The sequence below is a fragment of the Streptomyces sp. NPDC001970 genome (assembly GCF_053594115.1).
Window position 1 is genome coordinate 62,189 of record NZ_JBSFDW010000019.1, and the last position, 23,722, is coordinate 85,910.

General features: G+C 72.4%; 23 protein-coding genes. 13 read left to right on the forward strand and 10 right to left on the reverse strand.

What is annotated here, in order from left to right; translation table 11 throughout:
• Positions 1–352 precede the first annotated feature (352 nt).
• Positions 353–802 carry a DUF6304 family protein gene (locus ACWCP0_RS22870; RefSeq protein WP_451080655.1) on the forward strand — a complete coding sequence of 150 codons (450 nt, stop codon included), beginning with the start codon at positions 353–355 and terminating at the stop codon, positions 800–802.
• Between the two features lie 103 nt (positions 803–905).
• Here ACWCP0_RS22870 and ACWCP0_RS22875 read toward each other — a convergent pair whose 3' ends face one another.
• The 3 genes from ACWCP0_RS22875 to sodN all read right to left on the reverse strand — a co-directional run bounded on the left by ACWCP0_RS22875 (position 906) and on the right by sodN (position 3,243).
• The gene (locus ACWCP0_RS22875; protein WP_451080656.1) at positions 906–1,361 is read right to left on the reverse strand and encodes a group II truncated hemoglobin; all 456 of its coding nucleotides are present in this window, start codon (positions 1,359–1,361) and stop codon (positions 906–908) included.
• Positions 1,362–1,494: 133 nt separating this feature from the next.
• Positions 1,495–2,547: an amidohydrolase family protein gene (locus ACWCP0_RS22880; RefSeq protein ID WP_451080657.1), complete on the reverse strand. Its 1,053-nt coding sequence runs from the start codon at positions 2,545–2,547 to the stop codon at positions 1,495–1,497.
• Positions 2,548–2,847: 300 nt separating this feature from the next.
• On the reverse strand, positions 2,848–3,243 hold the full coding sequence (gene sodN / locus ACWCP0_RS22885) for a superoxide dismutase, Ni (RefSeq protein WP_020123534.1): 396 nt from the start codon (positions 3,241–3,243) through the stop codon (positions 2,848–2,850).
• Positions 3,244–3,435: 192 nt separating this feature from the next.
• Here sodN and sodX point away from each other — a divergent pair, with 192 nt between their 5' ends.
• Positions 3,436–3,855: a nickel-type superoxide dismutase maturation protease gene (gene sodX, locus ACWCP0_RS22890; protein WP_451080658.1), complete on the forward strand. Its 420-nt coding sequence runs from the start codon at positions 3,436–3,438 to the stop codon at positions 3,853–3,855.
• On the opposite strand, the gene ACWCP0_RS22895 is transcribed toward sodX, so the two are convergent.
• Positions 3,759–4,388, reverse strand: coding sequence for a CGNR zinc finger domain-containing protein (locus tag ACWCP0_RS22895; protein WP_451080659.1), 630 nt, complete (start codon positions 4,386–4,388; stop codon positions 3,759–3,761). The two genes, sodX and ACWCP0_RS22895, sit on opposite strands and share 97 nt — an antisense overlap.
• Before the next feature lie 91 nt (positions 4,389–4,479).
• Here ACWCP0_RS22895 and ACWCP0_RS22900 point away from each other — a divergent pair, with 91 nt between their 5' ends.
• Positions 4,480–5,145: a class I SAM-dependent methyltransferase gene (locus tag ACWCP0_RS22900; protein ID WP_451080660.1), complete on the forward strand. Its 666-nt coding sequence runs from the start codon at positions 4,480–4,482 to the stop codon at positions 5,143–5,145.
• Between the two features lie 77 nt (positions 5,146–5,222).
• On the opposite strand, the gene ACWCP0_RS22905 is transcribed toward ACWCP0_RS22900, so the two are convergent.
• Genes ACWCP0_RS22905 through ACWCP0_RS22915 form a run of 3 tightly spaced genes read right to left on the reverse strand, consistent with a single transcriptional unit; the run spans position 5,223 to position 7,956 of the window.
• Positions 5,223–5,984: an amino acid ABC transporter ATP-binding protein gene (locus ACWCP0_RS22905; protein WP_451080661.1), complete on the reverse strand. Its 762-nt coding sequence runs from the start codon at positions 5,982–5,984 to the stop codon at positions 5,223–5,225.
• A gap of 1 nt (position 5,985) precedes the next feature.
• Complete coding sequence (locus ACWCP0_RS22910) at positions 5,986–6,945, reverse strand: amino acid ABC transporter permease (RefSeq protein ID WP_451080662.1); 960 nt, start codon at positions 6,943–6,945, stop codon at positions 5,986–5,988.
• 48 nt (positions 6,946–6,993) lie between these two features.
• Positions 6,994–7,956, reverse strand: coding sequence for an ABC transporter substrate-binding protein (locus tag ACWCP0_RS22915; RefSeq protein WP_451080663.1), 963 nt, complete (start codon positions 7,954–7,956; stop codon positions 6,994–6,996).
• A 549-nt stretch (positions 7,957–8,505) separates the two neighbouring features.
• Between ACWCP0_RS22915 and ACWCP0_RS22920 the strand changes: the two genes are divergently transcribed.
• From ACWCP0_RS22920 to ACWCP0_RS22940, 5 genes are all read left to right on the forward strand, one after another.
• A complete protein-coding gene (locus ACWCP0_RS22920; RefSeq protein ID WP_451080664.1) occupies positions 8,506–9,732 on the forward strand; it encodes an NAD(P)-dependent malic enzyme in 1,227 nt (408 codons plus the stop codon).
• 629 nt (positions 9,733–10,361) lie between these two features.
• Positions 10,362–11,327, forward strand: a complete 966-nt coding sequence (locus tag ACWCP0_RS22925) for a zinc-binding dehydrogenase (RefSeq protein ID WP_451080665.1) — start codon at positions 10,362–10,364, stop codon at positions 11,325–11,327.
• Between the two features lie 19 nt (positions 11,328–11,346).
• Positions 11,347–11,637, forward strand: a complete 291-nt coding sequence (locus ACWCP0_RS22930) for a hypothetical protein (RefSeq protein WP_451080666.1) — start codon at positions 11,347–11,349, stop codon at positions 11,635–11,637.
• A 31-nt stretch (positions 11,638–11,668) separates the two neighbouring features.
• On the forward strand, positions 11,669–11,878 hold the full coding sequence (locus ACWCP0_RS22935; RefSeq protein ID WP_451080667.1) for a helix-turn-helix domain-containing protein: 210 nt from the start codon (positions 11,669–11,671) through the stop codon (positions 11,876–11,878).
• Entirely contained in the window at positions 11,878–12,444 is a 567-nt protein-coding gene (locus tag ACWCP0_RS22940) for a Clp protease N-terminal domain-containing protein (RefSeq protein ID WP_451080668.1), read from the forward strand. The genes ACWCP0_RS22935 and ACWCP0_RS22940 overlap by 1 nt, the downstream gene beginning before the upstream one ends.
• A 603-nt stretch (positions 12,445–13,047) precedes the next feature.
• Here the strand turns inward: ACWCP0_RS22940 and ACWCP0_RS22945 are convergent.
• The gene (locus tag ACWCP0_RS22945) at positions 13,048–14,022 is read right to left on the reverse strand and encodes a helix-turn-helix transcriptional regulator (protein WP_451080669.1); all 975 of its coding nucleotides are present in this window, start codon (positions 14,020–14,022) and stop codon (positions 13,048–13,050) included.
• A gap of 1 nt (position 14,023) precedes the next feature.
• Positions 14,024–14,908, reverse strand: a complete 885-nt coding sequence (locus ACWCP0_RS22950) for a DUF4097 family beta strand repeat-containing protein (protein ID WP_451080670.1) — start codon at positions 14,906–14,908, stop codon at positions 14,024–14,026.
• A 136-nt stretch (positions 14,909–15,044) separates the two neighbouring features.
• Between ACWCP0_RS22950 and ACWCP0_RS22955 the strand changes: the two genes are divergently transcribed.
• A complete protein-coding gene (locus tag ACWCP0_RS22955) occupies positions 15,045–15,860 on the forward strand; it encodes a hypothetical protein (protein WP_451080671.1) in 816 nt (271 codons plus the stop codon).
• A gap of 58 nt (positions 15,861–15,918) precedes the next feature.
• Here the strand turns inward: ACWCP0_RS22955 and ACWCP0_RS22960 are convergent, their stop codons facing one another.
• Positions 15,919–16,101, reverse strand: coding sequence for a DUF6104 family protein (locus ACWCP0_RS22960; RefSeq protein WP_005312030.1), 183 nt, complete (start codon positions 16,099–16,101; stop codon positions 15,919–15,921).
• A gap of 136 nt (positions 16,102–16,237) precedes the next feature.
• Here ACWCP0_RS22960 and ACWCP0_RS22965 point away from each other — a divergent pair, with 136 nt between their 5' ends.
• The 4 genes from ACWCP0_RS22965 (at position 16,238) to ACWCP0_RS22980 (ending at position 23,653) form a co-directional block, all read left to right on the forward strand.
• Positions 16,238–16,801, forward strand: a complete 564-nt coding sequence (locus ACWCP0_RS22965; protein WP_451080672.1) for a CU044_2847 family protein — start codon at positions 16,238–16,240, stop codon at positions 16,799–16,801.
• 56 nt (positions 16,802–16,857) lie between these two features.
• Positions 16,858–18,978, forward strand: a complete 2,121-nt coding sequence (locus ACWCP0_RS22970; RefSeq protein WP_451080673.1) for a VMAP-C domain-containing protein — start codon at positions 16,858–16,860, stop codon at positions 18,976–18,978.
• Positions 18,979–19,128: 150 nt separating this feature from the next.
• Positions 19,129–20,166: an AAA family ATPase gene (locus ACWCP0_RS22975; RefSeq protein ID WP_451080674.1), complete on the forward strand. Its 1,038-nt coding sequence runs from the start codon at positions 19,129–19,131 to the stop codon at positions 20,164–20,166.
• Positions 20,167–20,173: 7 nt separating this feature from the next.
• Positions 20,174–23,653, forward strand: coding sequence for an SAV_2336 N-terminal domain-related protein (locus tag ACWCP0_RS22980; protein ID WP_451080675.1), 3,480 nt, complete (start codon positions 20,174–20,176; stop codon positions 23,651–23,653).
• Positions 23,654–23,722 lie beyond the last annotated feature (69 nt).

Sequence of the window (23,722 nt, forward strand, 5' to 3'; positions counted from 1 at the left end):
GTACGTGTGTCCGGCCTGCGGACAGCCTGTCGGTACCGTCATCAAACGGCGCAAGATCCTCGGGGCTTTCGTCCCCGAGTGGGTTCGCGAACCCTGCCACAACCCCGACTGCGAGCGCGGCACCGAGCATGCCGAGGGTGCGGAAGCCGCTGACCTCGCGGAAGGCGGTGGAGGTGCCGCGGCCACGCGGCACGCCAAGGGACCGGACGGAGAGCCGACCGGGGGCCGGGCTGCGGGTTCAGCCCCTTAGCGGGCTTCGAAGGGGAGCCCATAGGGCCGTTCGGGCGTTCGAGGCATTCGAAGAGGTGACCGGCTGTACAGCGGAGCCAGTCATACCGCTACAGTCCGCGCCATGTCATCGGAGTCGACGGAAGTCTGGACCGGCTGGTACCGGGACCGGCAGGGTGCGGAAGCAATCGCGATCACGGTCGCGATAGGCGGGCAGGAAGTACGGACCAGCATCAGGGGAGTTGAGTACGAGGGCCCGGGTTTCGCCGCCCTGCGCGCGGCGGAGTCGGGCGAAGCCTTGTCCGGCTGCGTACTGGAATGGGATCTGCCGCTGCCCGTCGCCCTGGACGGGGCGGTGCAGCAGGCCACGCTCAGCGGCCTGCTGACGCTCGGCGAACGCGGCGCGGACGGCCGCCCCGAGCGGGTGGATCTGAATCTGACCCTGCACTGCGGCGGCGCGGCCTACGAGTCGGGGATCGCCGGCGGTGATTTCGACGAGGCGCTCGGGCGTATCCGGCGGCAGCTGCCGGAAGGCTCGGAATTCGGGCGGAGGCTGCTGGAGAGCGCTTCCTGACCTGTCCACGGTTCGACGAGGGCGGCACCGAGGAGCACTCCTCGGTGCCGCCCTCATGGGTTTCCCGGTCCGCGGGCTTCCGGGTCCCGCAAGGACTCCGGTCTCAGGAGTGGCCGTCCCAGCGCCAGCGCGGCGTCGGGCCCGGATCGCCGAGGTCCTCGTCCACGGGCACGGCCGAGACATCGCGCGCGATCGCGGTGCCCCAGTCGAAGTACTCCATGACGCGCTCCCTCAGCAGTGCGTCGTCGGGGAGCTCCTTGTCCACCGCGGCGCCCATCAGCTCCATCCAGCGCAGCCGCTGCTCCTCGGTGATCGCGAGCCCGAGATGGGCCCGGAGGAGGCCCTGATGGCCACCGAGCTCCTCGGTGAAGCGCGCCGGGCCTTCGAAGACCTCGGCGAGCCAGACGGAGACATGGTCCACATGGGTCGGGGTGAAGTGCGCGAAGACCGGTGCGAGTACGCGGTCGGCGAGCACGGCTTCGTAGAAGGTCGTGGACAGCCGTCGCAGGGCTTCGATGCCGCCCACGGCCTCGTACAGGGTCTTGGGGCGCTCGGTCATACGGACCTCCGGGGGGTCACACGGGCGGTGCGGTGCTCTGCCTCCTGGAGTCAACACGAGCCGGCTCCGCCCCACGGCCGTATCGCCGTACGCGAAAACGACGACACGCGACCGGAAACGGACTGACGTGGCGTCAGCGCACCACGCGGCCGCGCAGGATGATCCTGGCCGGATGCGCCAGGGCCCCGGGCTCGACGGCCGGATCCGTGTCGTAGGCGACGAGATCGGCGGGCGCGCCGTCCGCCAGGCCGGGCAGCCCCAGCCAGTCGCGAGCGGTCCAGGAAGCCGCACCGAGCGCCGCCTCGGCGGGCATACCGGCGCGCGCCAGCCACGCCGCCTCCGCGGCGACCGTTCCGCACGGGAAGCCGTCCGTGCCGGCGAGGACGGTGACGCCGGCCTCGTAGGCCGAGCGGACGTTCGCGAGCATGCCCTCCCAGCCGGTGATCCAGTTGTCCCGTCGGGCGCTGCGTTCCCGCGCGTACCAGGCGTCCGCGCTCGTGCCGAAGACACCGAGTGTGGGCACAAGTGCCGTACCCTGCACGGCCATCCGGTCGAGCAGCCCCGGGTCGAGGTGCATCCCGTGCTCCAGGCTGTCGGCCCCGGCCAGCACGGCGTTGCACGCGCCCTCGGCGGTCTGGCAGTGCACCGCGACCCTGCCGCCGGCGGCATGCACCGCCGCCACGGTCTCGGTCAGGAGATCGAGCGGCACCGCCGGCTCGTCCCACCGCCAGTCGCCGATGACCTTGCACCAGCCGGACGAGGCCGTCGCCTCCTCCACCGCCGCGACCGGCAGTTCGTCCTCGGCGATGTCACGCCCGGCCCCGGGGAGGAACCGCCCGGGCGTCGCCAGCCACCGTCCGGCCGATCGCACCCGCGGCAACTCCGCGTCGCCCTCCACCCATTCCGGCATCCGCGCCGCCGTCCCGGGCGTCCGCACCAGCAGTACGCCGGCGTCGCGGTGCTCCAGCAGATGGTTGCGCAGCACCGACTCGTCGAAGGGCACGTCGGCGGACTCCGTACCGGGATGCGTGTGCACATCGACCAGTCCCGGCAGCAGAAAGCCGCCGTCCACGACGAACTCGGCGTCCGCACCGGGTGCCGGACCCGTGCGCAGCCGGTCTCCGTCGATCCGGAACGTACGCTCCTCGCGCTCCGGAAGGACGACTCCGCGCACGACCTTGACCAAGCGACTCTCCCCCTCCCGGCGCCGAGGATGTTCCTCGCGCCGCGGATCACCGCGTGCTGCCGATGTTCCTCGCGCCGCGGATCACGCGTGCTGCGGATGTTCCTCGCGCCGCGGATCACCGCGTGCTGCGGATGTTCCTCGCGCCGCGGATCACCGCGTGCTGCGGATGTTCCTCGCGCCGCGGACCATCGGGCGGGAGCCCGCCGCGGCGGCACACGCACGACCGCACCCGGCCCACCGTGTCCGCCGGGCTCGGCGGCGTGGGTGGTCCGGGTGCGGGCAGTGCCTGCAGAAGGCGATTCAGGCCTTCTTGGTCTCCCAGAAGATCTTGTCGATCTGGGCGATGTAGTCCAGCGCCTTCTGGCCCGTGGCCGGGTCCGTCGACGCCTTCGCCGCGGAGAGCGCCTTCAGGGCGTCGTTGACCAGCTGGTGCAGCTCCGGGTACTTCTCGAAGTGCGGGGGCTTGAAGTAGTCGCTCCACAGCACCGAGACGTGGTGCTTGGCGAGCTCCGCACGCTGCTCCTTGATGACCGTGGCGCGGGCCTGGAAGTGCGGGTCGTCGTTGGCGGCCATCTTCTCCTGGACGGCCTTGACCGACTCGGCCTCGATGCGGGCCTGGGCCGGGTCGTAGACACCGCAGGGGAGGTCGCAGTGGGCGCTGACCTTCACCTTGGGGGCAAACAGGCGGGAGAGCATTGAGCTGTCCTTCCTCGTGATCGTCTTCTCAGGTGGGACATTACTCCGTGAGAGGCGGCTTTTCGCGAGAGCCCCCTGAGGCTTAGGCCAAAAGTCCAGGGCGCGTATGGGACCGCCGGCGGAACGTACCGTGGGACCGGGGCCGGACCGGGAGGACCGGCCGGGACCGGGACCGGGGCCTGGAGGTGGACGATGACGGAGCTGGGGCGGGAGCCGAGGGCGCCCTTGGGGGTCGCGGAGGTGACGGGGCCCTCCATGTATCCGACGCTGGCGCACGGGGACCGGCTGCTCGTGCATTACGGGGCAGGGCTCAGGGCCGGGGACGTGGCCGTGATGCGGCACCCGCTGCAGCAGGATCTGCTGATCGTGAAGCGGCTCGTCGAGCGGCGCGAGGGCGGCTGGTGGGTGCTGGGGGACAACGCGTACGCGGAGGGCGACAGCCGGGTGTTCGGCACCGTGCCCGACGAGCTGCTCCTGGGGCGCGTACGGGCCCGGTACCGGCCGCGCGGCGAGGGTCAGCCGTCGGTGCGCTCCGCGGTGGCCTGGGCGTTCGCCGCGCTGCGACCCGTGCTCTCCGACCGCTCGGTCTCCAGGCGCTTGCGGGCCCGGTAGGCCGCGACGTTCGCACGCGTCGCACAGCGGTCGGAGCAGTAGCGGCGCGAGCGGTTCGTCGAGGTGTCGAGGTAGGCGTTGCGGCAGGGGGCCGCCTGGCAGAGGCCGAGCCGGTCGACGCCGTACTCGGTGAGATGGAAGGCGAGGCCCATCGCGGCGATCGCCGCGTATCCCGCGGTCGCGTTGGAGGGGTGGTCGGCGAGGTGCATGTGCCAGCGCGGCCGGCCCTCGTCGTCGAGGTAGTCGTGGCCGGAGATCTGCGGGCTGACCGGGTACTCCAGGAGCAGCGAGTTGAGCAGGTCGACGGCGTGGGTCTGGTCGCCGGAGTCGGCCGCCGTGAAGACCGCGCGGAGCCTGGCCCGTACCGAACGGAAGCGGGTCACGTCCGCGTCGGTGGCGCGGCGGGCGGCCTGGGAGGACGGGCCGAAGAGCTCGCGGACCGCCTCGACCGAGGTGAGCGCGTCCTTGTTGCGAGCCGGTTCCTCGGTGTTGACGAGGCGCACGGCGTAGTCCGAGTAATAGGCCAGTTCCACTTGCAGTCCTTACGGATGAGGTCTAGTGTCGGCGAAGGGCGAGGTAACAGATGCTTTGGCTTCGAGGGTATTACGGAGTGGAGGGGTACGGATGGCCGAGACCGCGCCGACCGAGCCGACCGCGGTGACCGGAACCGACTGGCGGGCCTGGCAGGAGAGCTGGGACCGTCAGCAGGAGTGGTACATGCCCGATCGCGAGGAGCGGTTCCGGGTGATGCTGGACATGGTCGAGGCCGTCGCCGGCCCCGAGCCGAGGGTCCTCGACCTCGCGTGCGGTACGGGAAGTATCACGGACCGGTTGCTCAAGCGGTTCCCGAAGGCGGTCGGCGTGGGGGTGGATCTCGACCCGGCCCTGCTGGCCATCGCCCTGCACTGGCTCCGCACCGGACCGCTCGCCACCCTCTACGGCCAGGTCGCGGGGCTCGTCAGGGACGGCGGCGTCTTCATGAACGCCGACCACATGAGGGACGACACCACTCCCCGCATCAACGCCGCCGAGCGCGCCCACCGCCACGCCGGAATGGACCGCGCCAAGGCCGCCGGAGCCCTCGACTGGGCCGACTGGTGGGCCCTGGCCGCCAAGGACCCGGTCCTCGCCGGCCCCACCGCGCGCCGCTTCGAGATCTACGGCGAGCACGCGGACGGCGACACCCCGTCCCTCGACTGGCATGCCGCCACCCTGCGCGCGGCCGGCTTCGCCGAGGCGCGCGGCGTGTGGGCGTCCCCGTCCGACTCCCTCGTACTCGCACTCAAGTAACCGCACGGCCTGCCGCAGGTACGCGAAAGGGCGGGTACGGGCACTTCATGTCCGTACCCGCCCTCAGCGGTGTCCTGCTACAGCACCTTGGAGAGGAAGGCCTTGGTGCGGTCGTGCTGGGGGTTGGTCAGGACGTCCCGGGGGTTGCCGGACTCGACCACGACGCCGCCGTCCATGAAGACGAGGGAGTCGCCGACCTCGCGGGCGAAGCCCATCTCGTGGGTGACCACGACCATGGTCATGCCCTCCTCGGCGAGGCTGCGCATGACGTCGAGGACGTCGCCGACCAGCTCCGGGTCGAGCGCCGAGGTGGGCTCGTCGAAGAGCATCAGCTTGGGCTCCATCGCCAGGGCGCGGGCGATGGCGACGCGCTGCTGCTGGCCGCCCGAGAGCTGGGAGGGGTAGTTGCCGGCCTTGTCGCCGAGGCCGACCCGGTCGAGCAGGCGGGTGGCGCGCTCGCGGGCCACGGCCTTGGTCTCGCCCTTGACCTGGACCGGGGCCTCCATGACGTTCTCGATGGCGGTCATGTGGGGGAACAGGTTGAAGCGCTGGAACACCATGCCGATGTCGCGGCGCTGGAGGGCGACCTCGCTGTCCTTGAGCTCGTAGAGCTTGTCGCCCTTCTGGCGGTAGCCGACGAGGTGGCCGTCGACGTGGAGCCGGCCGGCGTTGATCTTCTCCAGGTGGTTGATGCACCGGAGGAAGGTCGACTTGCCCGAGCCGGAGGGGCCGATGAGGCAGAACACCTCACGCGGGGCGACCTCGAGGTCGATGCCCTTGAGGATGTGGGCGGCGCCGTAGGACTTGTGGACGCCCTCGGCCTTCACCATGGCGGTCATGTCACACCCCCCTGGGGCTCTGAAGGAAGCGCAGATTCGTCTTGATCCGCTGCCATGGCGTGGGCGGGAGCTGGCGCAGCGAACCGCGGGCGTAGTACCGCTCGACGTAGTACTGGCCGACGCTGAAGACGCTCGTCAGGGCCAGGTACCAGATCGAGGCGACGATCAGCATCTCCATGATGGCGAAGGAGGTGGAGCCGATGTTCGTCGCCGCCCGGAGCAGGTCGGTGTACTGCACCGCCGACACCAGGGACGAGGTCTTGAGCAGGTTGATGAACTCGTTGCCCGTGGGCGGCACGATCACCCGCATCGCCTGCGGCAGCACGACCCGGCGCATGGTCTTGCCGGTGGACATGCCGAGCGCGTGCGACGCCTCGGTCTGGCCCTCGTCGACCGACTGGATGCCGGCCCGGACGATCTCGGCCATGTAGGCGCCCTCGTTCAGACCCAGACCCAGCAGGGCCACAAGGAACGGGGTCATGACGTCGACCATCTCGTCCTTGTAGAACCCGATGTTCAGGATCGGGAAGATCAGCGCCAGGTTGAACCACAGCAGCAGCTGCACATACACCGGGGTGCCCCGGAAGAACCAGATGTACAGCCAGGCCACCGCGCCCGTGACCGGGTTCTTCGACAGCCGCATGACCGCGAAGACGACGCCCAGCACCAGGCCGATGAGCATGGACAGAACACTGATCAGAATCGTGTTCAGGGCACCCTGGACGATCCTGTCGTCGAACAGGTAGTCCCCGATCGTGGCCCAGCGGATGTCGCCCTGCGCGAACGCGTAGGCGAGCCATCCGAGCAGCAACAGCACGATCACGCCGGACGCCCAGCGCCCGTAGTGCCGTACGGGGATCGCCTTGATCTGCTCGGGGTGAGCCGTGGCGGCTGCTTCCTTGCTCACCGACGAGCCCGCGGGGGGCTCGTCGGCAGGCGTCTTGTCGAACTTGTCAGTCACAGTGACTGCCCTTCAGTGGAACGCTCGAGGCGAGGTACGCCAGGAAAATCACTTGCCGGCGTTGATGGTCGCCTCGGTCACGGCGCTGTTCTTGACGTCCCACTTCTCCAGGACCTTGGCGTACTCACCGTTCTTGATGATCGCGTCCAGGGCTTCCTTCAGCGCGTCACGCAGCTGGGTGTTGTCCTTGTCGACGGCGATGCCGAACGGTCCGGCCTCCGTCTGGTTGCCGGCGACCTCGAATTCGTTGCCGCCACCCGCGGTCTTCGCGATGTGCGCGGCGACCGGGTAGTCGTTGAGGTCGGCCACGGCGCCGCCGGACTTCACGCGGGTCTGGGCCTCGGCATCGGTGTCGAACGCCTCGATCGTGAGCTTGCCCTTGCCGTCCTTCTCGCACTTGGTGGCCTGTGCCTTGAAGGTGTCCTCGTAGATCGTGCCGCGCTGGACGGCGACCTTCTTGCCGCACAGGTCGTCGAGCGAGGTGATCTTCGCCGGGTTGCCCTTCTTGACCAGCAGCGAGACGCCGGAGTTGAAGTAGTCGACGAAGTCGACGCCCTCTCCGGTCTTCTTGCCCTTGTCGTCCAGGCCCTCCTGGCGGGCCTTGGTGTCGCTCATCGCGGACATGACGACGTCCTGGCGGCCGGTGTTGAGCGAGGAGATCAGACCGTCGAAGGTGCCGCTGGTGAACTCGAACTTCACGCCGAGCTCCTTGCCGAGCGCGGCGGCGATGTCCGGGTCGATGCCGACGATCTTGCCGCCCTCCTCGAACTCCATAGGGGCGTACGCGGCGTCCGTGCCGACCTTGATGACGCCGGCGTCCTGGTACTTCTTGGGCAGCTTGTCGAAGAGCGGGGCGTTGCTGCCGGCGCTCTCCTTGGTTCCGGTCCCCGATCCCGAGTTCGTCTGGTCACCGCAGGCGGTGAGCATCAGGGCACCGGCGACCGCGAGCGCGCCGACCGCGGCGATCCGGGACCTGGCAGCGGTCGTGCGACGGGTGGTGCTTGCGGTCATGATCGTGGTCCTCCGGCAGGTGATGGAGTTGCCCGGCGGTCGCGCACTCCTCTTCGAGTGTCGACCTTGTGTGTTTCCGGCATCTTGCCATTCGGACTAGGCCATTCAGTGGCCTCCGCATGTCAAAATCGGATAACGGGCAACCCCCGAAGTGCTACAGGCCGGTACGTCAGGACCGGACCCACTGCATTATCTGCAGCTCTACCTTCTCCCGGCCGGAAAATCTTCGGCCCGTCTCGCCATTCGGGCAGACTTCGTGGCAGTTTTCACCAAACGCTCCTGGCTTGTCACGATAGGTCGATATGTGACAGGTCACGAGCGGCCCGGGGCGGCCTAATGGACTCGTCGGCGGTACCGTCCGTCCGGTAAGAAGGATCCTTACACCCCTCATCCGGGGCTCAGGGCGCGTTGTGCGGCGCGCCCGCGCGTGCGTACCTCCCCTGACCGGCGGGCCAACCACCGGCTCAGGGAACGGACGCGGTGCCCGCCCACCCCTCCTCAACCAGGAGTGGCCACCCTCCACTGATGAAGACTTAAGGGGTCAACCACATGGCAGCCGAGATCGTCAACCCCCACAGCGGGAGCGGCACGGAAGCGGAGAGTGTCGCCGGAGAGTCCGGCGAACCCTTCGATCCGGCCTTCGCCCTGCACCGCGGCGGCAAGATGGCCATCCAGGCCACGGTGCCGGTGCGGAACAAGGACGACCTGTCCCTCGCGTACACGCCGGGCGTCGCCAAGGTGTGCACCGCCATCGCCGAGCAGCCGGAGCTCGTCCACGACTACACCTGGAAATCGCAGGTCGTGGCCGTGGTCACGGACGGTACGGCCGTCCTCGGCCTCGGTGACATCGGACCGGAGGCCTCCCTCCCCGTGATGGAGGGCAAGGCGATCCTGTTCAAGCAGTTCGGCGGCGTGGACGCGGTGCCGATCGCGCTCGCGACCACGGACGCGGACGAGATCGTGGAGACCGTCGTGCGGCTCGCGCCGTCCTTCGGCGGGGTGAACCTGGAGGACATCTCGGCGCCGCGGTGCTTCGAGATCGAGCGGAAGCTGCAGGAGCGCCTCGACATCCCGGTCTTCCACGACGACCAGCACGGCACGGCGATCGTGACCCTCGCGGCCCTGCGGAACGCGGCGAAGCTGACCGGGCGGGATCTCGGTGACCTGCGCGCGGTCATCTCCGGCGCGGGCGCGGCCGGTGTCGCCATCGCGAAGTTCCTGCTCGAGGCCGGGCTCGGGGACGTGGCCGTCGCCGACCGCAAGGGCATCGTCAGCCGCGACCGCGAGGACCTCACGCCGGTCAAGCGGGAGCTGGCCGAGATCACGAACCGTGCGGGCCTGACCGGCTCGCTGGAGACGGCGCTGGCCGGCGCGGACGTCTTCATCGGAGTCTCCGGCGGTACGGTCCCGGAGCCGGCGGTCGCCTCGATGGCGCCGGGCGCCTTCGTCTTCGCGATGGCCAACCCGAACCCGGAGGTCCACCCGGACGTGGCGCACAAGTACGCCTCGGTCGTGGCGACGGGTCGCAGCGACTTCCCGAACCAGATCAACAACGTGCTCGCCTTCCCGGGCATCTTCGCGGGCGCCCTGCAGGTGCGGGCGTCCCGGATCACGGAGGGCATGAAGATCGCGGCGGCGAACGCGCTGGCGGACGTGGTGGGCGACGAGCTCGCCGCGGACTACGTGATCCCGTCGCCGTTCGACGAGCGGGTCGCCCCTGCGGTGACGGCGGCGGTCGCCGCGGCCGCGCGCGCGGAGGGCGTCGCGCGCCGCTGACGTTGCCCGGGGGCTGACGCCCCCGGGCCCCCACGGTCCCGGCCGCGTGTGCGCGCCCGGGACCGTGGCGTTTGCGGTCCCCAGGGCGGGGCGGGGCCAGCTGCGGGGTGCGGTGTGACCGGTGCCGGGTCGGAGGCGTTGCGCGGCGCGCGGGCCTGTCGGGGGTGCCTGGTGCCGTGGTGGCGGGCGGTGTGTCCGTCCTCGAACTCCCCCTACGCCCTGCGGCGTGGGGGGACCCCCAGACGGGCTGGGTCTGTCGGGGTCGCCCGGTACCGGGGCGGTGCGGTTGGGGTCCGCTCCGGGGCTCGTGTCCTGGACTGTCGGTTCTCACCGCGCTTCGCGCGAGCTGCGGGCGCCTTTACGTCCGGAACACGACCCCTGCGCATCCCCCTTCGTGGTCACCGGTGGGGGCTTGCCCCGGTGGGTCGCGGACCGCTGTCGTTTGTGGGCAGTCGTTCCTCCCCGAGAGCTTCCCCTGGGGTACCTCCCATGCCCGAAGGGCTATGGGGGAGGCTGGGCACAAACCACCCACCGGGCCCGCAGTCGGCGGACAGCCCGGGGTGCAAAAGGGTGTGCGTCACACCGGTGCGCGGTTCCGTCGGGCCGTGGCCCGGCCTATCGTCAAGGTCATGTTCGCTGCCTACGCCGCCCGCATCGACCGCGACCAGCCGCTGAGCGGCCTTGAGCTGGGCGAACGCCCGGCCCCCGAGGTACGACCCGGCTGGACCACCGTCACCGTCAAGGCCGCCTCGCTCAACCACCACGACCTGTGGTCGCTGCGCGGGGTGGGCCTGTCCGAGGACAAGCTCCCGATGATCCTCGGCTGCGACGCCGCCGGCGTCGACGCGGACGGCAACGAGGTGGTGCTCCACTCGGTCATCGGCCAGACCGGCCACGGCGTCGGCCCGGACGAGCCCCGTTCCATCCTCACCGAGAGGTACCAGGGCACCTTCGCCGAACAGGTCGCCGTCCCGGCGTGGAACGTCCTCCCGAAGCCGAAGGAGCTCTCCTTCGAGGAGGCCGCCTGCCTGCCGACCGCGTGGCTGACCGCGTACCGGATGCTCTTCACCAACGCCGGGGTGCGCCCCGGGGATTCGGTCCTCGTCCAGGGCGCCGGCGGCGGTGTCGCGACCGCCGCGATCGCGCTCGGCAAGGCGGCCGGACTGCGCGTCTACGCCACCAGCCGCGACGAGGCCAAGCGCAAGAGGGCCGTCGAGCTGGGCGCGGTCGACGCCTTCGAACCGGGCGCGCGGCTGCCGCAGCGCGTGGACGCCGTCATCGAGACCGTCGGCGCGGCCACCTGGTCGCATTCGGTCAAGTCGCTGCGACCCGGCGGCACGCTGGTGATCTCCGGCGCGACGAGCGGCGACCGCCCCTCGCACGCCGAGCTGACCAGGATCTTCTTCCTGGAGCTGAAGGTCGTCGGCTCGACGATGGGGACGAAGGACGAGTTGGAGGACCTGCTCGCCTTCTGCGCGGCGACCGGCGTACGACCCGTGATCGACGAGGTGCTGCCGCTGGACCGGGCGCGGGAGGGCTTCGAGAAGATGGCGTCCGGTGAGCTGTTCGGCAAGATTGTCCTGACGAACTCTTGATGGACCGTCAGGTGCGCTGATGGGATCTCCGGCACGTTTCCCGATCGTGCCGGAGGTCTACCATGCACCGCCTTCCCGGACCTCGGCGCCGTACGCGCGGGCGGTCGCGGGCGTGGTGCGCGCGGAGAGCCGGGATCCGGTGGCAGGGGTGTACCGCCTCTCGTACGACGCGCGCGGGTACGTCACCGAGCTCTCGCTGCCGCCGAGCGCGGCGGGGTGGCGGGTGACGGTGTCCGGGGGTGTGCGGCTGGGTGAGCGTGTGTACGCGCGACCGGGTGCGCGGGTGACGGTGAGTGTCAACCGGGGTTGACGGGGAGGGGCTGTCAATGTAGGTTGACGCCATGACCGAAGCAACCGATCTCGCCGAGCGGGCGGGCGACCGCGACCCGCGGGTCGGGCTGCGGGCCGTCGCCGCGCTGCGGCGGCTGCTGGAGCAGCTCGAAGCCGTCCAGGTCAGAAGCGCCCGCAATCAGGGCTGGTCGTGGCAGGAGATCGCGGCCGAGCTGGGTGTCAGCAGGCAGGCCGTGCACAAGAAGTACGGGAGGCTGTGATGTTCGAACGGTTCACACAGGGTGCCCGCACGATCGTGACCGGCGCGGTCGTCCACGCGGAACGGACGGGCGCGGCCTCCGTCACCACGGAGCACATGCTGCTGGCGCTGCTGGACCAGGAGGGAACGAAGGCGTCGTTCGCCTTCCGGTCGCTCGGGATCACGGACCGGCGCGCTTCGGTGGAATCGGCACTGGCGGACGCGCGCCGGCGGGCCGGGCTCTCCAAAGCGGATAGCGAGGCGTTGGCCGGGCTCGGGATCGACGTCGCGGAGATCGTCGCCCGGGTCGAGGAGGCGCACGGCGCGGGCGCGCTGGCCGGCGACCGCAAGGGCGGGGGCAGGGCTGGGGGCAAGGCTGGGCGGTCGGGGCATCGCCCCTACTCGCGCGAGGCGAAGGACACCCTGGTGAAGTCGCTGCGGATCGCCGTGGGCCGCCGGGAACGTGTGATCGGTGACGAGCACATCCTGCTGGCCCTGGCGACGGGGCCGGGCATCGTGGCGGAGGTCCTCGCGGACCACGGCGCGACGTACACGACGCTGGAACGGGCGATGTTCCCTTCGGGCTGAGCGTTCGCAGGGTGTGCGTGTCCGCGTGCGGCCCGGTGGGTGGTTTGTGCCCACCCTCCCCCAAGCCCTCCGGGCGTGGGAAGCCCCACCCTCCAGGACTCCGTTGGCAAAAGGACGGGGCGGACATCCTGGCTCGCACTCTGGCTGGGAGTGGATCACTTGACCTGCGGATCCGTGAGTCAAAGTGGCCGCCACGGCCAGCGGTTCGTCCCTTTCCCAACGGAGTCCTCCAGCGGAACGACTGCCCACGAACCACGGGGCTCCCGCCCACCGGGGATCAGCCCACCTGGGCACACCGAAGGGGGACGCGTAGGGGTCGTGTCCGGGACGTAAAGGCGCCCGCAGCTCGCGCGGAGCGCGGTGAGGACCGACTGTCCGGGACACGAGCCCCCGGAGCGGACCCCGGCGGCAACCGCACGCCACGGGCCAGCCCCACACACCCAGCAAGCCCGTCCGGGGTCCCCCCGCGCCGCAGGGCGGCAGGGCGTATAAGGGGAGCTTGTGGAGGGACACGCCGGATGCCGTCACGGCACGGGACGACCCCGACGAGCACCGCCCCGGGCGCGACACGGCGTCCGGGACTGTGGCGCCGGGTCGGGAGCGTCAGCCCGCGCCCCCGCCACGCAGCAGGGCCGTGATGTGGGCCGCGGCCGTGGACAGATGGCGGCGGGCCTCGCCCAGTTGGGCCGGTGTCACGCCGTGGTCGCGGGCCGCGTCGCGGATGTCGTCGCGGAAGCGGTCCAGCAGGCGCTCAAGGTCGCGCGCCGGGTCGTCCGAACCCGTCGCGTCCTTCGCCCAGTCGGGGTCCGCCTCCGCCGGCTCCGGCTTGACGTACGGCGGCGATGCCGTGCCCCGCGCCATGTTCCCCAGCTGGGACGTGAGTTCCGAGAGCCCTTCCCGTACCCCTGTCGGCCAGTCGCCCCGCGCGAAGTGGCCCTGGACCTGGTCCTGGACCTGGCGGGCGATGCGCTGGACCTCCTCGCGCGCCCGCTCCTGCGCCTCCTTGGCCTGGCGACGCGCGGTCTGCGCGTCCTCCCGGGCCCGCCGCGACTCGTCCTTCGCCCGCCGTGCCTGTTCCTTCCACTCCTGCTTGGCCCGCCGCAGCTCCTCCTTCGCCGCGCGCCACGTCTCGCCCTCGTCGAAGCCCGAGCCGCCGCCCCCGTGGCCCCCGTGGCCGTCCGCGTCGCCGCGCCGGGTCGCCGAGGCCGCCGCCCGCATCTCGCTGCGCAGCTTCCCCGCCGCACCCCGCACGTCGTCACGGATCTCCGCGGCCAGCTCCGACACGGACTCGCGGATCTCGAGCTCCAGGTCGGCCAGTTCACCGCTGCGCCCGGCGAGCTCGGCGCGCCCGGCGTCGGTGATCGAGTAGACCTTGCGCCCGCCCTCGGTGGCGTGTGTGACGAGGCCCTCGGCCTCCAGCTTGGCGAGACGCGGGTACACGGTGCCGGCGGACGGTGCGTAGAGCCCCTGGAAGCGCTCCTCCAGCAGGCGGATCACCTCGTAACCGTGGCGCGGAGCTTCGTCGAGGAGCTTCAGCAGGTACAGACGCAGGCGGCCGTGGGCGAAGACGGGTGGCATGTCAGAGCACCTTCCCGGTGGGCGCGTCGCTGGCGGGTGCGTCGCCGGGGGCGCTCGCATCCTCGTACGGTTCGTGCTCCGCGGGCGGGCGCCGCAGCAGGGCGATGGAGCCGGACACGGTCGTGGCCCGCAGGGTGCCGTTGCCCGTGCCCAGCGTGCCGGTGATCTTCTTGGCGCCCCACTGCCCGCTGACCCGCAGGTCCTCGAAGGCGTTCGAGACGGACCCGCTCGCCGTGTTCGCCTCGACGCGCGCGTCCGCCGGGTGCGGCAGCCGGATGGCGACCTCGCCGGAGACATTGGTGAGCCGGATATCCGTCGGAGTCCCGTCCAGGTCGATCACCATGGCGCCGCTGACCGAGTCCGCCCGTACGGACGAACCCGCGCCCTCGATCACCGTCAGATCGCCGGACACGGAGCTGAAGCGCAGGTCGCCGGTGACCGCCTGGGCCTCCAGGCTGCCGGAGACGCTCTCGGCCCGGACCGTGCCGGACAGCCCGACGAGGGTGGTGTCGCCGCTGATGCCGCGCACGTCCGTGCGCCCGCGGATGCCGGAGACGACCGCTCCGGCGCCGACGACGCCGACCTCGACGGCCGCGTCGGCGGGGACGGCGAGGGAGACCACCGCGCTGCGGTGCCAGCCCTTGCGGTCGAGGAACTTGAGGAAGCCCTTCCAGGGCAGGTCCTCGTACGCTACGGAGAGGGTGGACCCGGTCCGCTGCACGACGAGCGGCGGGCCCTCGATCGCGGAGATCTCCAGGCGGGCGGAACTCTCGTCCGTACCCATGACGTTCACCGTGCCGTTGACGATGCGTACGTTCAACGACGTCACGGGTTCGTCGAACGCGAGCTTCTGGGGCTCGGCGACTGTCCACGTCGAGTCTGGCATGGTGCTGACCTCCCGGGCCTGCCCGGACGCAACATATCGCGTCTCCTGCTCGATACGATATATCGCGAGCAGAGGAAGTCAAGGGTGCCGAATGCAATGCGCATCAAAGGAGGCAAAGTGCCCTAGCGTATGGCGCATGGACGCGACATCCGTGGGTGCTCTGCTCCTCTGCCGGGCCGAGCCGGCCGCCGTGCGGCCCTCGGCCCATCTCCTGCGCGAGCAGCTCCTCCTCGCCCCGGCCGGCGACGGCTGGAGCGTGCTCGTCCCGGAGGGCAAGCCCTGGCTGACCGGCGCGGAGCCCGTCGACCGGGTCCTCACCGGCTGGGCCACGGCCCTCGCGGTCGGCGCGAACTGGCCGGTCCTGGCCCTGTGGTGGGACGCCGACCGGGCCGGCTACACGCTCGCCGCCGGCTTCCGCCGCACCGTCGGCTACATCTGGCTCGCCGACGGCACCCCGGCCGGGGAGGACGAGGCGATGCGGACGTTCGCGGCCCGCCTCGGCCTCGACCCTGTCCTGGACGTGCAGGCACTGGAGCCCTTGACCCGCCCCGACCCCGATGCGGACGCCCACGCCCGGCTCGTCGGCCTCGTCGCGGTCCTGGCCGGCACCGGCCTCGCGCTGCCCGTGGGCCTCACCCCCGGCGAAGGAGCCGACCGGCTCCGCGCGGTCGCCCCTGTCCTCCCCGGCGCCGAGCCCGTCGAATGGCACGGCTGGCGCGACACGGTCCGGGCCGAGCTCGACGCGGTCGAGGCCGGCCCCCTGGGCCCGTACCTCGTCGGCCCGACCGCCCGTGCACTGTCCGCCGCCCAGCTCGTCGCCGGCCTCCCCCTCGCGGCGTGGGGTCTCACGCGCCGCAGCCCCGGCTGGACCACGGCGGGCGCGATCCTGCTGGCCCACGGCGTCCTCGGCCTGGTCTACGACCGCCTGCGCACGCGCCCCGGCGGGCCGTGACCGCAGGGCCGGGCGAGCGGCCCGGCCGACTGCCCGGCCCGACCGCGGGGGACGGGGGCTACTCCTCGTCGTCCTCGTCGTCGAGCCGTGCCAGCCAGGTCGCGAGGCGCTCGACGGGGACCTCGAAGTCGGGATTGAGATCGACGAACGTCCGCAGCTGCTCGGCGAGCCACTCGAAGGTGACCTCCTCCTCGCCGCGCCGCTTCTCCAGCTCCTCGATGCCACGGTCGGTGAAGTACATGGGAAACAGCCTAATGTCCCCGTCGGGCCCGTTCCGGCCCGAACCGGGGGCTCGTTCCCGGCGTCCTGCCCGGTGACGCCCCCGTCGGCCCCGTACCGGGGTTAATCTGCGGGGAGTTGGGGGAACGGGGGATGCCATGGGGGACTCTGAGGCGCGCATCACGCGCATTGTGCTGCCGGACGGTACACCGGTCTGGGCCCGGATCCACGGTGCCGAGGAGCTGGAGGAGCCACGGCCGTCCACGCACGGCGGACCGTCCATGCCCGGCGGGCCCGGTGGAGCGCCCGGAGGGCTGTCGTACAGCGACACCGGGTTCGCGGACCAGATGCAGGCCAGGGTCGAGAGCCTGCACGGGGTCGTGACCGGCGTCGCGCGGTCGCTCGCCGAGCCGTTGCGCGCGGTGCGGCCCGACGAGGTCAGCGTGGAGTTCGGGATCGAGCTCACCGCCAAGGCGGGCAAGGTCGTCGGACTGCTCGCGGACGGTGAGGCCAAGGGTGCCATCAAGGTCACGCTCACCTGGAACGGCGGCCCGCCCGTCGACACCCCGCCCGCGCCGCCCGTGCCTCCGCAGACGGCGACTCCGCCCGTCCCGCCGATGCCCCCCGCGCCGCCGGTCACCGACGGCTGGACGCCGCCCGGCACGCCCGGCGCACCGGTGCACCCGGACGGCTCCACGCCGCCCGGCGGCGACGGATCATGAACGAAGGGCGGGACGGGGGCGCAGGGGGCGTTCCGGAACGGACGCGCCGTGCGCTCATGAACCTCGTGATGGCCGCGACCGTACGTATCCACAGGACCGAGCCGGGGCATGCTCCTGGCGGCCCCGGCGGAGCGGGCGGAGGCTTCCTGGGCAGCGGCTTCTTCGTCGCCCCGAGCTGGGTCCTCACATGTGCGCACGTCGCGATGCAGGGGGAGGGGCGCGAGGTGGACATCGTCTTCGAGAGCGCCCCCGGCCGTGGCGAGACCTCGGTCCGCGGCACCGTCGTCGCCGCCCTGCCCGAGAGCCGCCGGTCCGCGCCCGCAGATCCGTACGCCTCGCACGACGCGTACGGCTCGCACGACGCGTACGGCTCGTACCGTGCCTACGACTCCTCCGGAGTGCGGCCCGGTGGCTGGTCGGCCCCCGATCTCGCGCTCGTCCGGCTGCAGAGGCCCGTCGAGCATGCCTGCGTGTACGTCAGCGAGCGGCCCGGCGCCCTGTTCGCCGGGGGCAATGTGCTCTACGCCGGGTGGACCGTCGCCGACGGGCGGCCGAAGCGGCTCACCGGGCGCTGCGAGGTGATGGGCACGTTCGGCGGCTGGGCCGACGCCGACGAGCAGATCCGGCTCGACGGGGACTGGCTGGTGCCGGGTGTCTCCGGCGGGCCCGCGGTCGATCTGGCGCGCGGTGAGGTCGTCGGCGTCCTGAAGTCGCGTCTCGACACCGGCAGGGGCGGCACCTCCATCGGGGTCGAGCGGCTCCGCTCGCTGCCCGTGCCCACGGGAGCGATCGCGGCCGAGACGGACGACGTCTACCAGGCGGTCTTCCACGCCCACGACCGCTACCACGCGGACCGGCACACCAGCCCCGTCGGCGCCGACCGGACCTGGGCCGACGTGCAGAGCGAACTGCGCCCCGGGTCCGCCGGGCGGGTGCTCAGCCCGCAGCAGCGCATCGACCTCCTCGGGCGGCTCGCCGAGTTCCCGCCGCCGGTCAGCACCCACAGTCTCCTCGGCCTGCTGTCGGGGCTGCCCGGCAGCAGGCCGGGCGACCACGGTCCGGCACCGCGCGGCTGGCGCGACGGACTCGGCGCGCTGTACGAGGTCACGAGCGGGGACGGCGCACTGGAGCTGGTCCTGCGCTACTGCATGGGCGTCATCGCCGCCGAGCGGCCCTATGCCGCACCCTCCGCCCTGACCGCCGAGAAGTCCCTCTGGGAGTGGGTGAAGCGGGTCGCCGACGACCGGCTCACCCGGGAGGTCCGGGGCGAACTCGCCCACCAGTGGCACAGCCACCGCGCGGACCACGAGCACCACCGCACCCCCGCGCCGGGACCCGCGCCCGACTCCGCGCGGCACGGTGAACGCCCCTTCGTCCTGCTGGAGCTGGAGCCGCGCGGCTGGGAACGGGACCGCTACGACTGGCGGATCGGCGTCGCCCGCCCGACCGGGGACGTCCTGCCCGTCGCCGAGGACAGCAACGGCACCGCCCTCGAAGCCCTCCCGGCCAGGATCGCCGCACCCCTCGCCGAGGCGTTCCGCCGCTGCGACGAGCCGGACAGCCCCGCGGTGCTGCAGGTCGCGACGGTGCGGGCGCTGCTCGGGCTCGACGTCGACAACTGGCGCGTACCGCCGCACGGGCCACCGCTCGGGGCCGTACGCCCCGTGGTGGTGCGCTGCTCCGATCTCGAACCGCCGCCGACGGGCGAGAGGGCGGCGGAGCGCCTGGCGCGCTGGACCCGTACGAGCACCGCCGTGATGCGGGCCGCCGTCGTCGACTGCGAGGACGGACTGCGGGTGCAGGTCCCCGAGCCGGCGGAGCTGCGCGCGCTGGCGCACGAGACGGTGCCGGTGCTCTGCCGGTTCGGGACGCGGCCCGACCCGCAGTCCGCCGCGGGACTCGTGCGCGTGCTCGACGGCGGCTTCGGCGTCGCCCTGTGGCGGCGCGGTGCGGACGTCGACCGGTCCGACGGGGTCTGCTCGGAGTTCCACCGGCGGGCCGCCGACACGCTCACCGAGGCGGGGACCGCCGACCGACTCCCGCGCAGGGTGTACGACCTGAGACGCGGGGTGCTCGCGGGGCGCACCGAGACGTACTGGTCGGACGGGATCGCCCTGCTCTACGACGACCCGCACCATCCCCTGCCAGGCTCCGGACAGCTGCTGGAGGCGCCGTGAACGGCCAGGCCGGTCCTCCCCTTACGGCCCGTACAACGGATCGCTACCGTGAAGCACATTCGGCTGCCCCAACCCCTGCATCCGAGTGACGCCAGTGACCCGAGTGACGCCAGTGACGCCAGTGACGCGAGCGACGACGAGGAACACGCAATGAGCGAACCGAGCGAGTGGCTCATCTACCGAGGCGCGGGCGAACCTCACGACGGCATCGAGCAGTTGCCGCCCCCGCCTCCCTGGCGGGACTTCGCGGGCCGCCACGACGCCGCCGACACGAACGGCGACCCCGGACGGCAGCCGGACGTCTCCGCCGACCGGCGCCTCGGCGGCTACCGGCACGAGGCCGAACTCCACAGGCCGGGCGCCGAGGAGCTCGAAATGATCAACGCGGCCCTCTATCTGCGGCGTCCGCTCCTGGTCACCGGAAGCCCCGGCGCGGGCAAGAGCACCCTCGCCCACTCCGTCGCGCACGAGCTGGGGCTCGGCCGCGTGCTGCGCTGGCCCGTCGTCAGCCGTACCACCCTCCAGGACGGGCTCTACCGCTACGACGCGATCGCCCGGCTGCAGGACGTGCAGATCGCCGCCCACAGCGCGGACGCGTCAGGCGAGCGGCCCGCCGACGACATCGGCAGCTACATCCGGCTGGGACCGCTCGGCACGGCGCTGCTGCCGTCGGACCGGCCGAGGGTGCTGCTCATCGACGAGCTCGACAAGAGCGACATCGACCTGCCCAACGACCTCCTCAACGTGCTGGAGGAGGGGGAGTTCGAGATCCCCGAGCTGGAACGGATCGCCGACCGGCTGCCCGGCGGCGAGGCCCGCGTCCTCACCCACGACGGAGGCAAGGCGACGGTGAAGGGCGGCCGGGTGCAGTGCAGGGCCTTCCCGTTCGTCGTCCTCACCAGCAACGGGGAGCGCGACTTCCCGGCGCCCCTGATGCGCCGGTGCATCCATCTGGAGCTGGGCCGCCCCGACCACCAGCGGCTCGCCACCTTCGTACGCGCGCACCTCGGCGACGAGGCGGCACGCTCCGGCGAGGACCTCATCGCCCACTTCCTGGAGCGGTCACGCAGTGAACTCCTCGCCACCGACCAACTGTTGAACGCCATCTACCTCACCGACGCCGCCGCGCCCGCCGGCCGGGACCGCCTCGCCGAACTGCTCATCCAGCGACTCGACCGGCCGAGGTGATGCGCTGATGCCCGACGCCGTTGCACGGCAGGGACCAGGAACGGGCGGCCCGCCGGGAGGCGGTCCCGACACCCCCCGCGTCAACGACGGCCGCCCGGACGACGAGCGCCCGAAGGCCCACGGCGGCGGGCTGCTGCCCGCGTTCGTCGCCCGGTTGCGCGAACTCGGCCTCGACCCGGACGCCGAGCAGCTCTGCGACGCCCTCTGGCTGGCCCAGTGGACCCGGCGTCCCGAACAGGACCCCGGACTCGGGCCCGGGCCCACCACCCCCGCTCCGCCCGACCGCGACACCGGCCCCCGGGCCGACCCGCTCCCGGCTGCCACGGAAGTCCCGCCGGCCGGCGTGCCGGCGTCTCCGGGGCCCGGCCCCACGGGCGACGACCGGCGGATCACCCTGTATCCCGTACCGCCGCGCAACGGGCCGAAGGCGAGGGCGGGCCGGCCGGGCTCCGCGGCACTTCCCCTCGGCGTACCCGCCGCCCCCAGCCTGCCCGCGCCCCTCGAACTGCAGCGCGCCCTGCGCCCGTTGCAGCGCTACCGGCCCGCCGCCGCACCGCTGCGCCGCACCCTGGACGAGACGGAGACCGCGGAGCTCAGCGCCCGCGCGGGAGGACTGATCATCCCGGTGTTCCGCGGGGTCCGGCGGGCGGACGCTCTGCTGCAGTTCGTCATGGACGCCTCGTCCTCGATGCGGGTGTGGAACCGGCTGTTCGGCGAACTCCAGCAGATTTTCGGCCAGTTGGGCGCCTTCAGGGATGTCCGGGTGCGGTATCTGCACGAGGGGCCCGACGGCTCGCCCGTCGTCAGCCGCAGCCTCGACCCGGCCGCCGCGCCCCTGCACTCGGCCGACCGGCTCAGCGATCCGACAGGACGCCGCGTCACGGTCCTGCTCAGCGACTGCGCGGGACCGCTGTGGCGCAGCGGCCGGGCCCACCGGCTGCTGCACCAGCTGGCCAGGCAGGCGCCCGCCGCCGTCGTACAGCCGCTGCCGCAGCGGATGTGGAACCGCACCCGGCTGCCCGTGACCTACGGTGTGCTGTCCCGCGGCGAAGGCGTCGCGGGAGCCGCTGTGCTGAGGGTCGGCGACGAGGCGGGCGGAGCCGCACCGCCCCGGACGCGGCGCGGCGAACTCCCGATTCCCGTCCTGCCGCCGGTGGCGCCCGCGCTCGGCGCCTGGGCCACGCTGCTGTCGGGCACCGGCGCGGGCCGGGTCTCCGGTGCGGTCGGCTGGGTGCGGACGGACCACGAGGCGCTTCCGGCACCCGGAGCCGGCCGACGGCTCTCCTCGCTCCAGCTCGTCAGCAACTTCCGGTCGGCCGCGTCCCCGGACGCCGGACAGCTGGCCGTGTATCTGGCCGCGGCGCCGCTCCATCTGCCGGTGATGCAGCTCGTGCAGCGGACGATGCTGCCGGACTCGGGCCCGTCCGAACTCGCCGAGGTCCTGCTGAGCGGACTGCTCACCCGGGCCGGGAACGGCGGCGACGGCAGGGACGACGGGCAGTGGTACGCCTTCATGCCCGGCGTGCGGGAGGCGCTGCTCGGGCCGCTGGGGAGGGACGAGGCGCTCCTCGTGCTGAAGCACTGCTCCGAGTACGTCGAGCAGCGGTTCGGCAAGGGCGGGCCGAACTTCCCGGCTCTCGCCCTCGCCCAGCTGGACGACGGGCGGCATCGCTCCTTGTACGCGGCGGGCGGCGGCGCCGGCGACGACTTCGCGTATGGCGGCGAGGGGGAGGGGGAGAACGGGGACAGCGAGAACGGGGACGCCGCCGGCCGGCGCGTCCCGCACCCCTTCGCCGAGGTCGCCGCACGCGTGCTGGAGCGGTTCCTGCCGCTTCCGGAGCAGTTCGCGCCGCGCACCGGCACGCCGCCCGGCGGGGCGGCGGCCCCCGGCCGGGCGACGGGCGCCGCACTGGAGAGCGCCCGCGCCCTGCTGCGGCAGTTCGAGTCCGACGGCATGGTGCAGTACCTGATGGACGCCGTGCAGCTGCTGCGCGGCGCCGTCGAGCGCGAGCAGCAGGCCGGGCCCGGCCCCGCCCCGGAGCTGTGGGCGGAGTTCGCCCGCTGTCTGCTGCGCCTGTGGGACGTCCAGGGCGACGGAGAGCTGCTGCGCGAGGCCGAGCGGGCCGCCGAACGCGCATCGGCGCATCCCGGTGCCGTACGGGAACGCGCCGTACTGGCCAAGGTGCTGCACGCCGCGGCCGACGACCGGCGGCGCCACGGCGACCGGCGCGGCGCCCTGGAGCTGCTGCGCCGCGCCGACCGTGAGTACACCGCGGCCTGCGCGGCCCCCGGCCTCGACCCCGCGGAGGCCCTGCGGCTCACCCTGGAAAGGGTGCGTGCCCTGGAGGCGCAGTGGCGGCTCGGCGGCGACAGCGCTCTGCTGCAGGGCGCCGTCGGGATGCTGGAGGCGTTCGCGGACGGCTGGCCCGACCAGGAGAACCGGCCGCTCAGCCTGCCGCTGGCCCACGGCCGCGCCCTGCTGAACCTGTCCGGGGCCACGACCGACACCGAACAGTCCCGGGTGTACGCGGAGCAGGCGGCGCGCTCGCTGCGCAAGGCGTTCGCGCCGTCCGACGGCGGCGTTCGGCCGGACGCGACGGGCGGCACGGGCGGGCAGACCCTCGGCACCCAGCTGCGGACACTGCTGGACCTGGTGGACGCCCTCCTCCGCTCCGGCGACGGCGTGGACGAGGCAGGCACCCTTGTCGAGCAGGCGCTGGAGACGGCCCGCGAGCCCCGGCTGCGCGCCTCACTCGAGACACGGGCGGGGCGCGTGTGCGTCGCGCGGTACGAACGGTCCGGCGATGCGGCTCAGTTGGAGCGGGCCGCCGAGTGGTTCGGCCGCGCGTCCCGCGGTGTGCCACGCGACTCCCGCGCCCACGCCGGTCTGCTCGCCGAGTGGGGCAGCGCCCTGCTCCGGCGCGCGGAACTCCCGGACGGGCGCCCGCACACAGGCGCCGCCGTACGGGTGCTCCGGGACTGCCGTACGGAGACGGCGGCCGGCAGTGCCCGCCAGGCCGAGCGGCTGCTGATGCTGGGCCGCGCGCTCATGCTGCGGCACAGGGCGACCGACGACCGCGTGGACCTGAGGGAGGCCGAGCACCTCTTCGGGCTCGCGGCACGGGAGGCGCGCGACCCGCTGACCGCCGCGGGCTGCTGGCTGGAGCTGGGCAAGGCCCAACTGGCGGCGTACCGCAGCCTGGGCAGGCCGGCCCGGCTCGACGAGGCGGCCGAGGCGTTCCGTGACGCTGCGGAGTCCGCCAGGGAGGCCGAAGCGGAGCTGGAGAATCCGCAACAGGTCCGGCAGGCCGTCGAGTTGAATGCTAGGGCCAACCACTGGCGGGGTAGGACCTATGAGGACGCGGGCCGGCCGAGGGCCGCTCGCGAGGCGTACCGGGCCGCCGCCCAGGAATGGCGCAAACTGCCGGACCAGGGTGGAGCCGAAGGCGAAGCGACCGCGGAGCGTCTTGCCGAGCTGGGGCGATAGGCGGCAGGAGCGGCGAGAGCGACGGAAACGGCGAGAGCAACAGAACCGACACGAGCGACTCGAGCGACG

Coding starts and splice junctions, on each gene's coding strand:
- ACWCP0_RS22870 (WP_451080655.1), top strand. CDS start 353: ATGTCATCGGAGTCGACGGAAGTCTGGACCGGCTGGTACCGGGACCGG.
- ACWCP0_RS22875 (WP_451080656.1), bottom strand. CDS start 1,361: ATGACCGAGCGCCCCAAGACCCTGTACGAGGCCGTGGGCGGCATCGAA.
- sodN (WP_020123534.1), bottom strand. CDS start 3,243: ATGCTCTCCCGCCTGTTTGCCCCCAAGGTGAAGGTCAGCGCCCACTGC.
- sodX (WP_451080658.1), top strand. CDS start 3,436: ATGACGGAGCTGGGGCGGGAGCCGAGGGCGCCCTTGGGGGTCGCGGAG.
- ACWCP0_RS22900 (WP_451080660.1), top strand. CDS start 4,480: ATGGCCGAGACCGCGCCGACCGAGCCGACCGCGGTGACCGGAACCGAC.
- ACWCP0_RS22905 (WP_451080661.1), bottom strand. CDS start 5,984: ATGACCGCCATGGTGAAGGCCGAGGGCGTCCACAAGTCCTACGGCGCC.
- ACWCP0_RS22915 (WP_451080663.1), bottom strand. CDS start 7,956: ATGACCGCAAGCACCACCCGTCGCACGACCGCTGCCAGGTCCCGGATC.
- ACWCP0_RS22920 (WP_451080664.1), top strand. CDS start 8,506: ATGGCAGCCGAGATCGTCAACCCCCACAGCGGGAGCGGCACGGAAGCG.
- ACWCP0_RS22925 (WP_451080665.1), top strand. CDS start 10,362: ATGTTCGCTGCCTACGCCGCCCGCATCGACCGCGACCAGCCGCTGAGC.
- ACWCP0_RS22930 (WP_451080666.1), top strand. CDS start 11,347: ATGGGATCTCCGGCACGTTTCCCGATCGTGCCGGAGGTCTACCATGCA.
- ACWCP0_RS22935 (WP_451080667.1), top strand. CDS start 11,669: ATGACCGAAGCAACCGATCTCGCCGAGCGGGCGGGCGACCGCGACCCG.
- ACWCP0_RS22940 (WP_451080668.1), top strand. CDS start 11,878: ATGTTCGAACGGTTCACACAGGGTGCCCGCACGATCGTGACCGGCGCG.
- ACWCP0_RS22945 (WP_451080669.1), bottom strand. CDS start 14,022: ATGCCACCCGTCTTCGCCCACGGCCGCCTGCGTCTGTACCTGCTGAAG.
- ACWCP0_RS22950 (WP_451080670.1), bottom strand. CDS start 14,908: ATGCCAGACTCGACGTGGACAGTCGCCGAGCCCCAGAAGCTCGCGTTC.
- ACWCP0_RS22955 (WP_451080671.1), top strand. CDS start 15,045: ATGGACGCGACATCCGTGGGTGCTCTGCTCCTCTGCCGGGCCGAGCCG.
- ACWCP0_RS22960 (WP_005312030.1), bottom strand. CDS start 16,101: ATGTACTTCACCGACCGTGGCATCGAGGAGCTGGAGAAGCGGCGCGGC.
- ACWCP0_RS22965 (WP_451080672.1), top strand. CDS start 16,238: ATGGGGGACTCTGAGGCGCGCATCACGCGCATTGTGCTGCCGGACGGT.
- ACWCP0_RS22970 (WP_451080673.1), top strand. CDS start 16,858: ATGAACCTCGTGATGGCCGCGACCGTACGTATCCACAGGACCGAGCCG.
- ACWCP0_RS22975 (WP_451080674.1), top strand. CDS start 19,129: ATGAGCGAACCGAGCGAGTGGCTCATCTACCGAGGCGCGGGCGAACCT.
- ACWCP0_RS22980 (WP_451080675.1), top strand. CDS start 20,174: ATGCCCGACGCCGTTGCACGGCAGGGACCAGGAACGGGCGGCCCGCCG.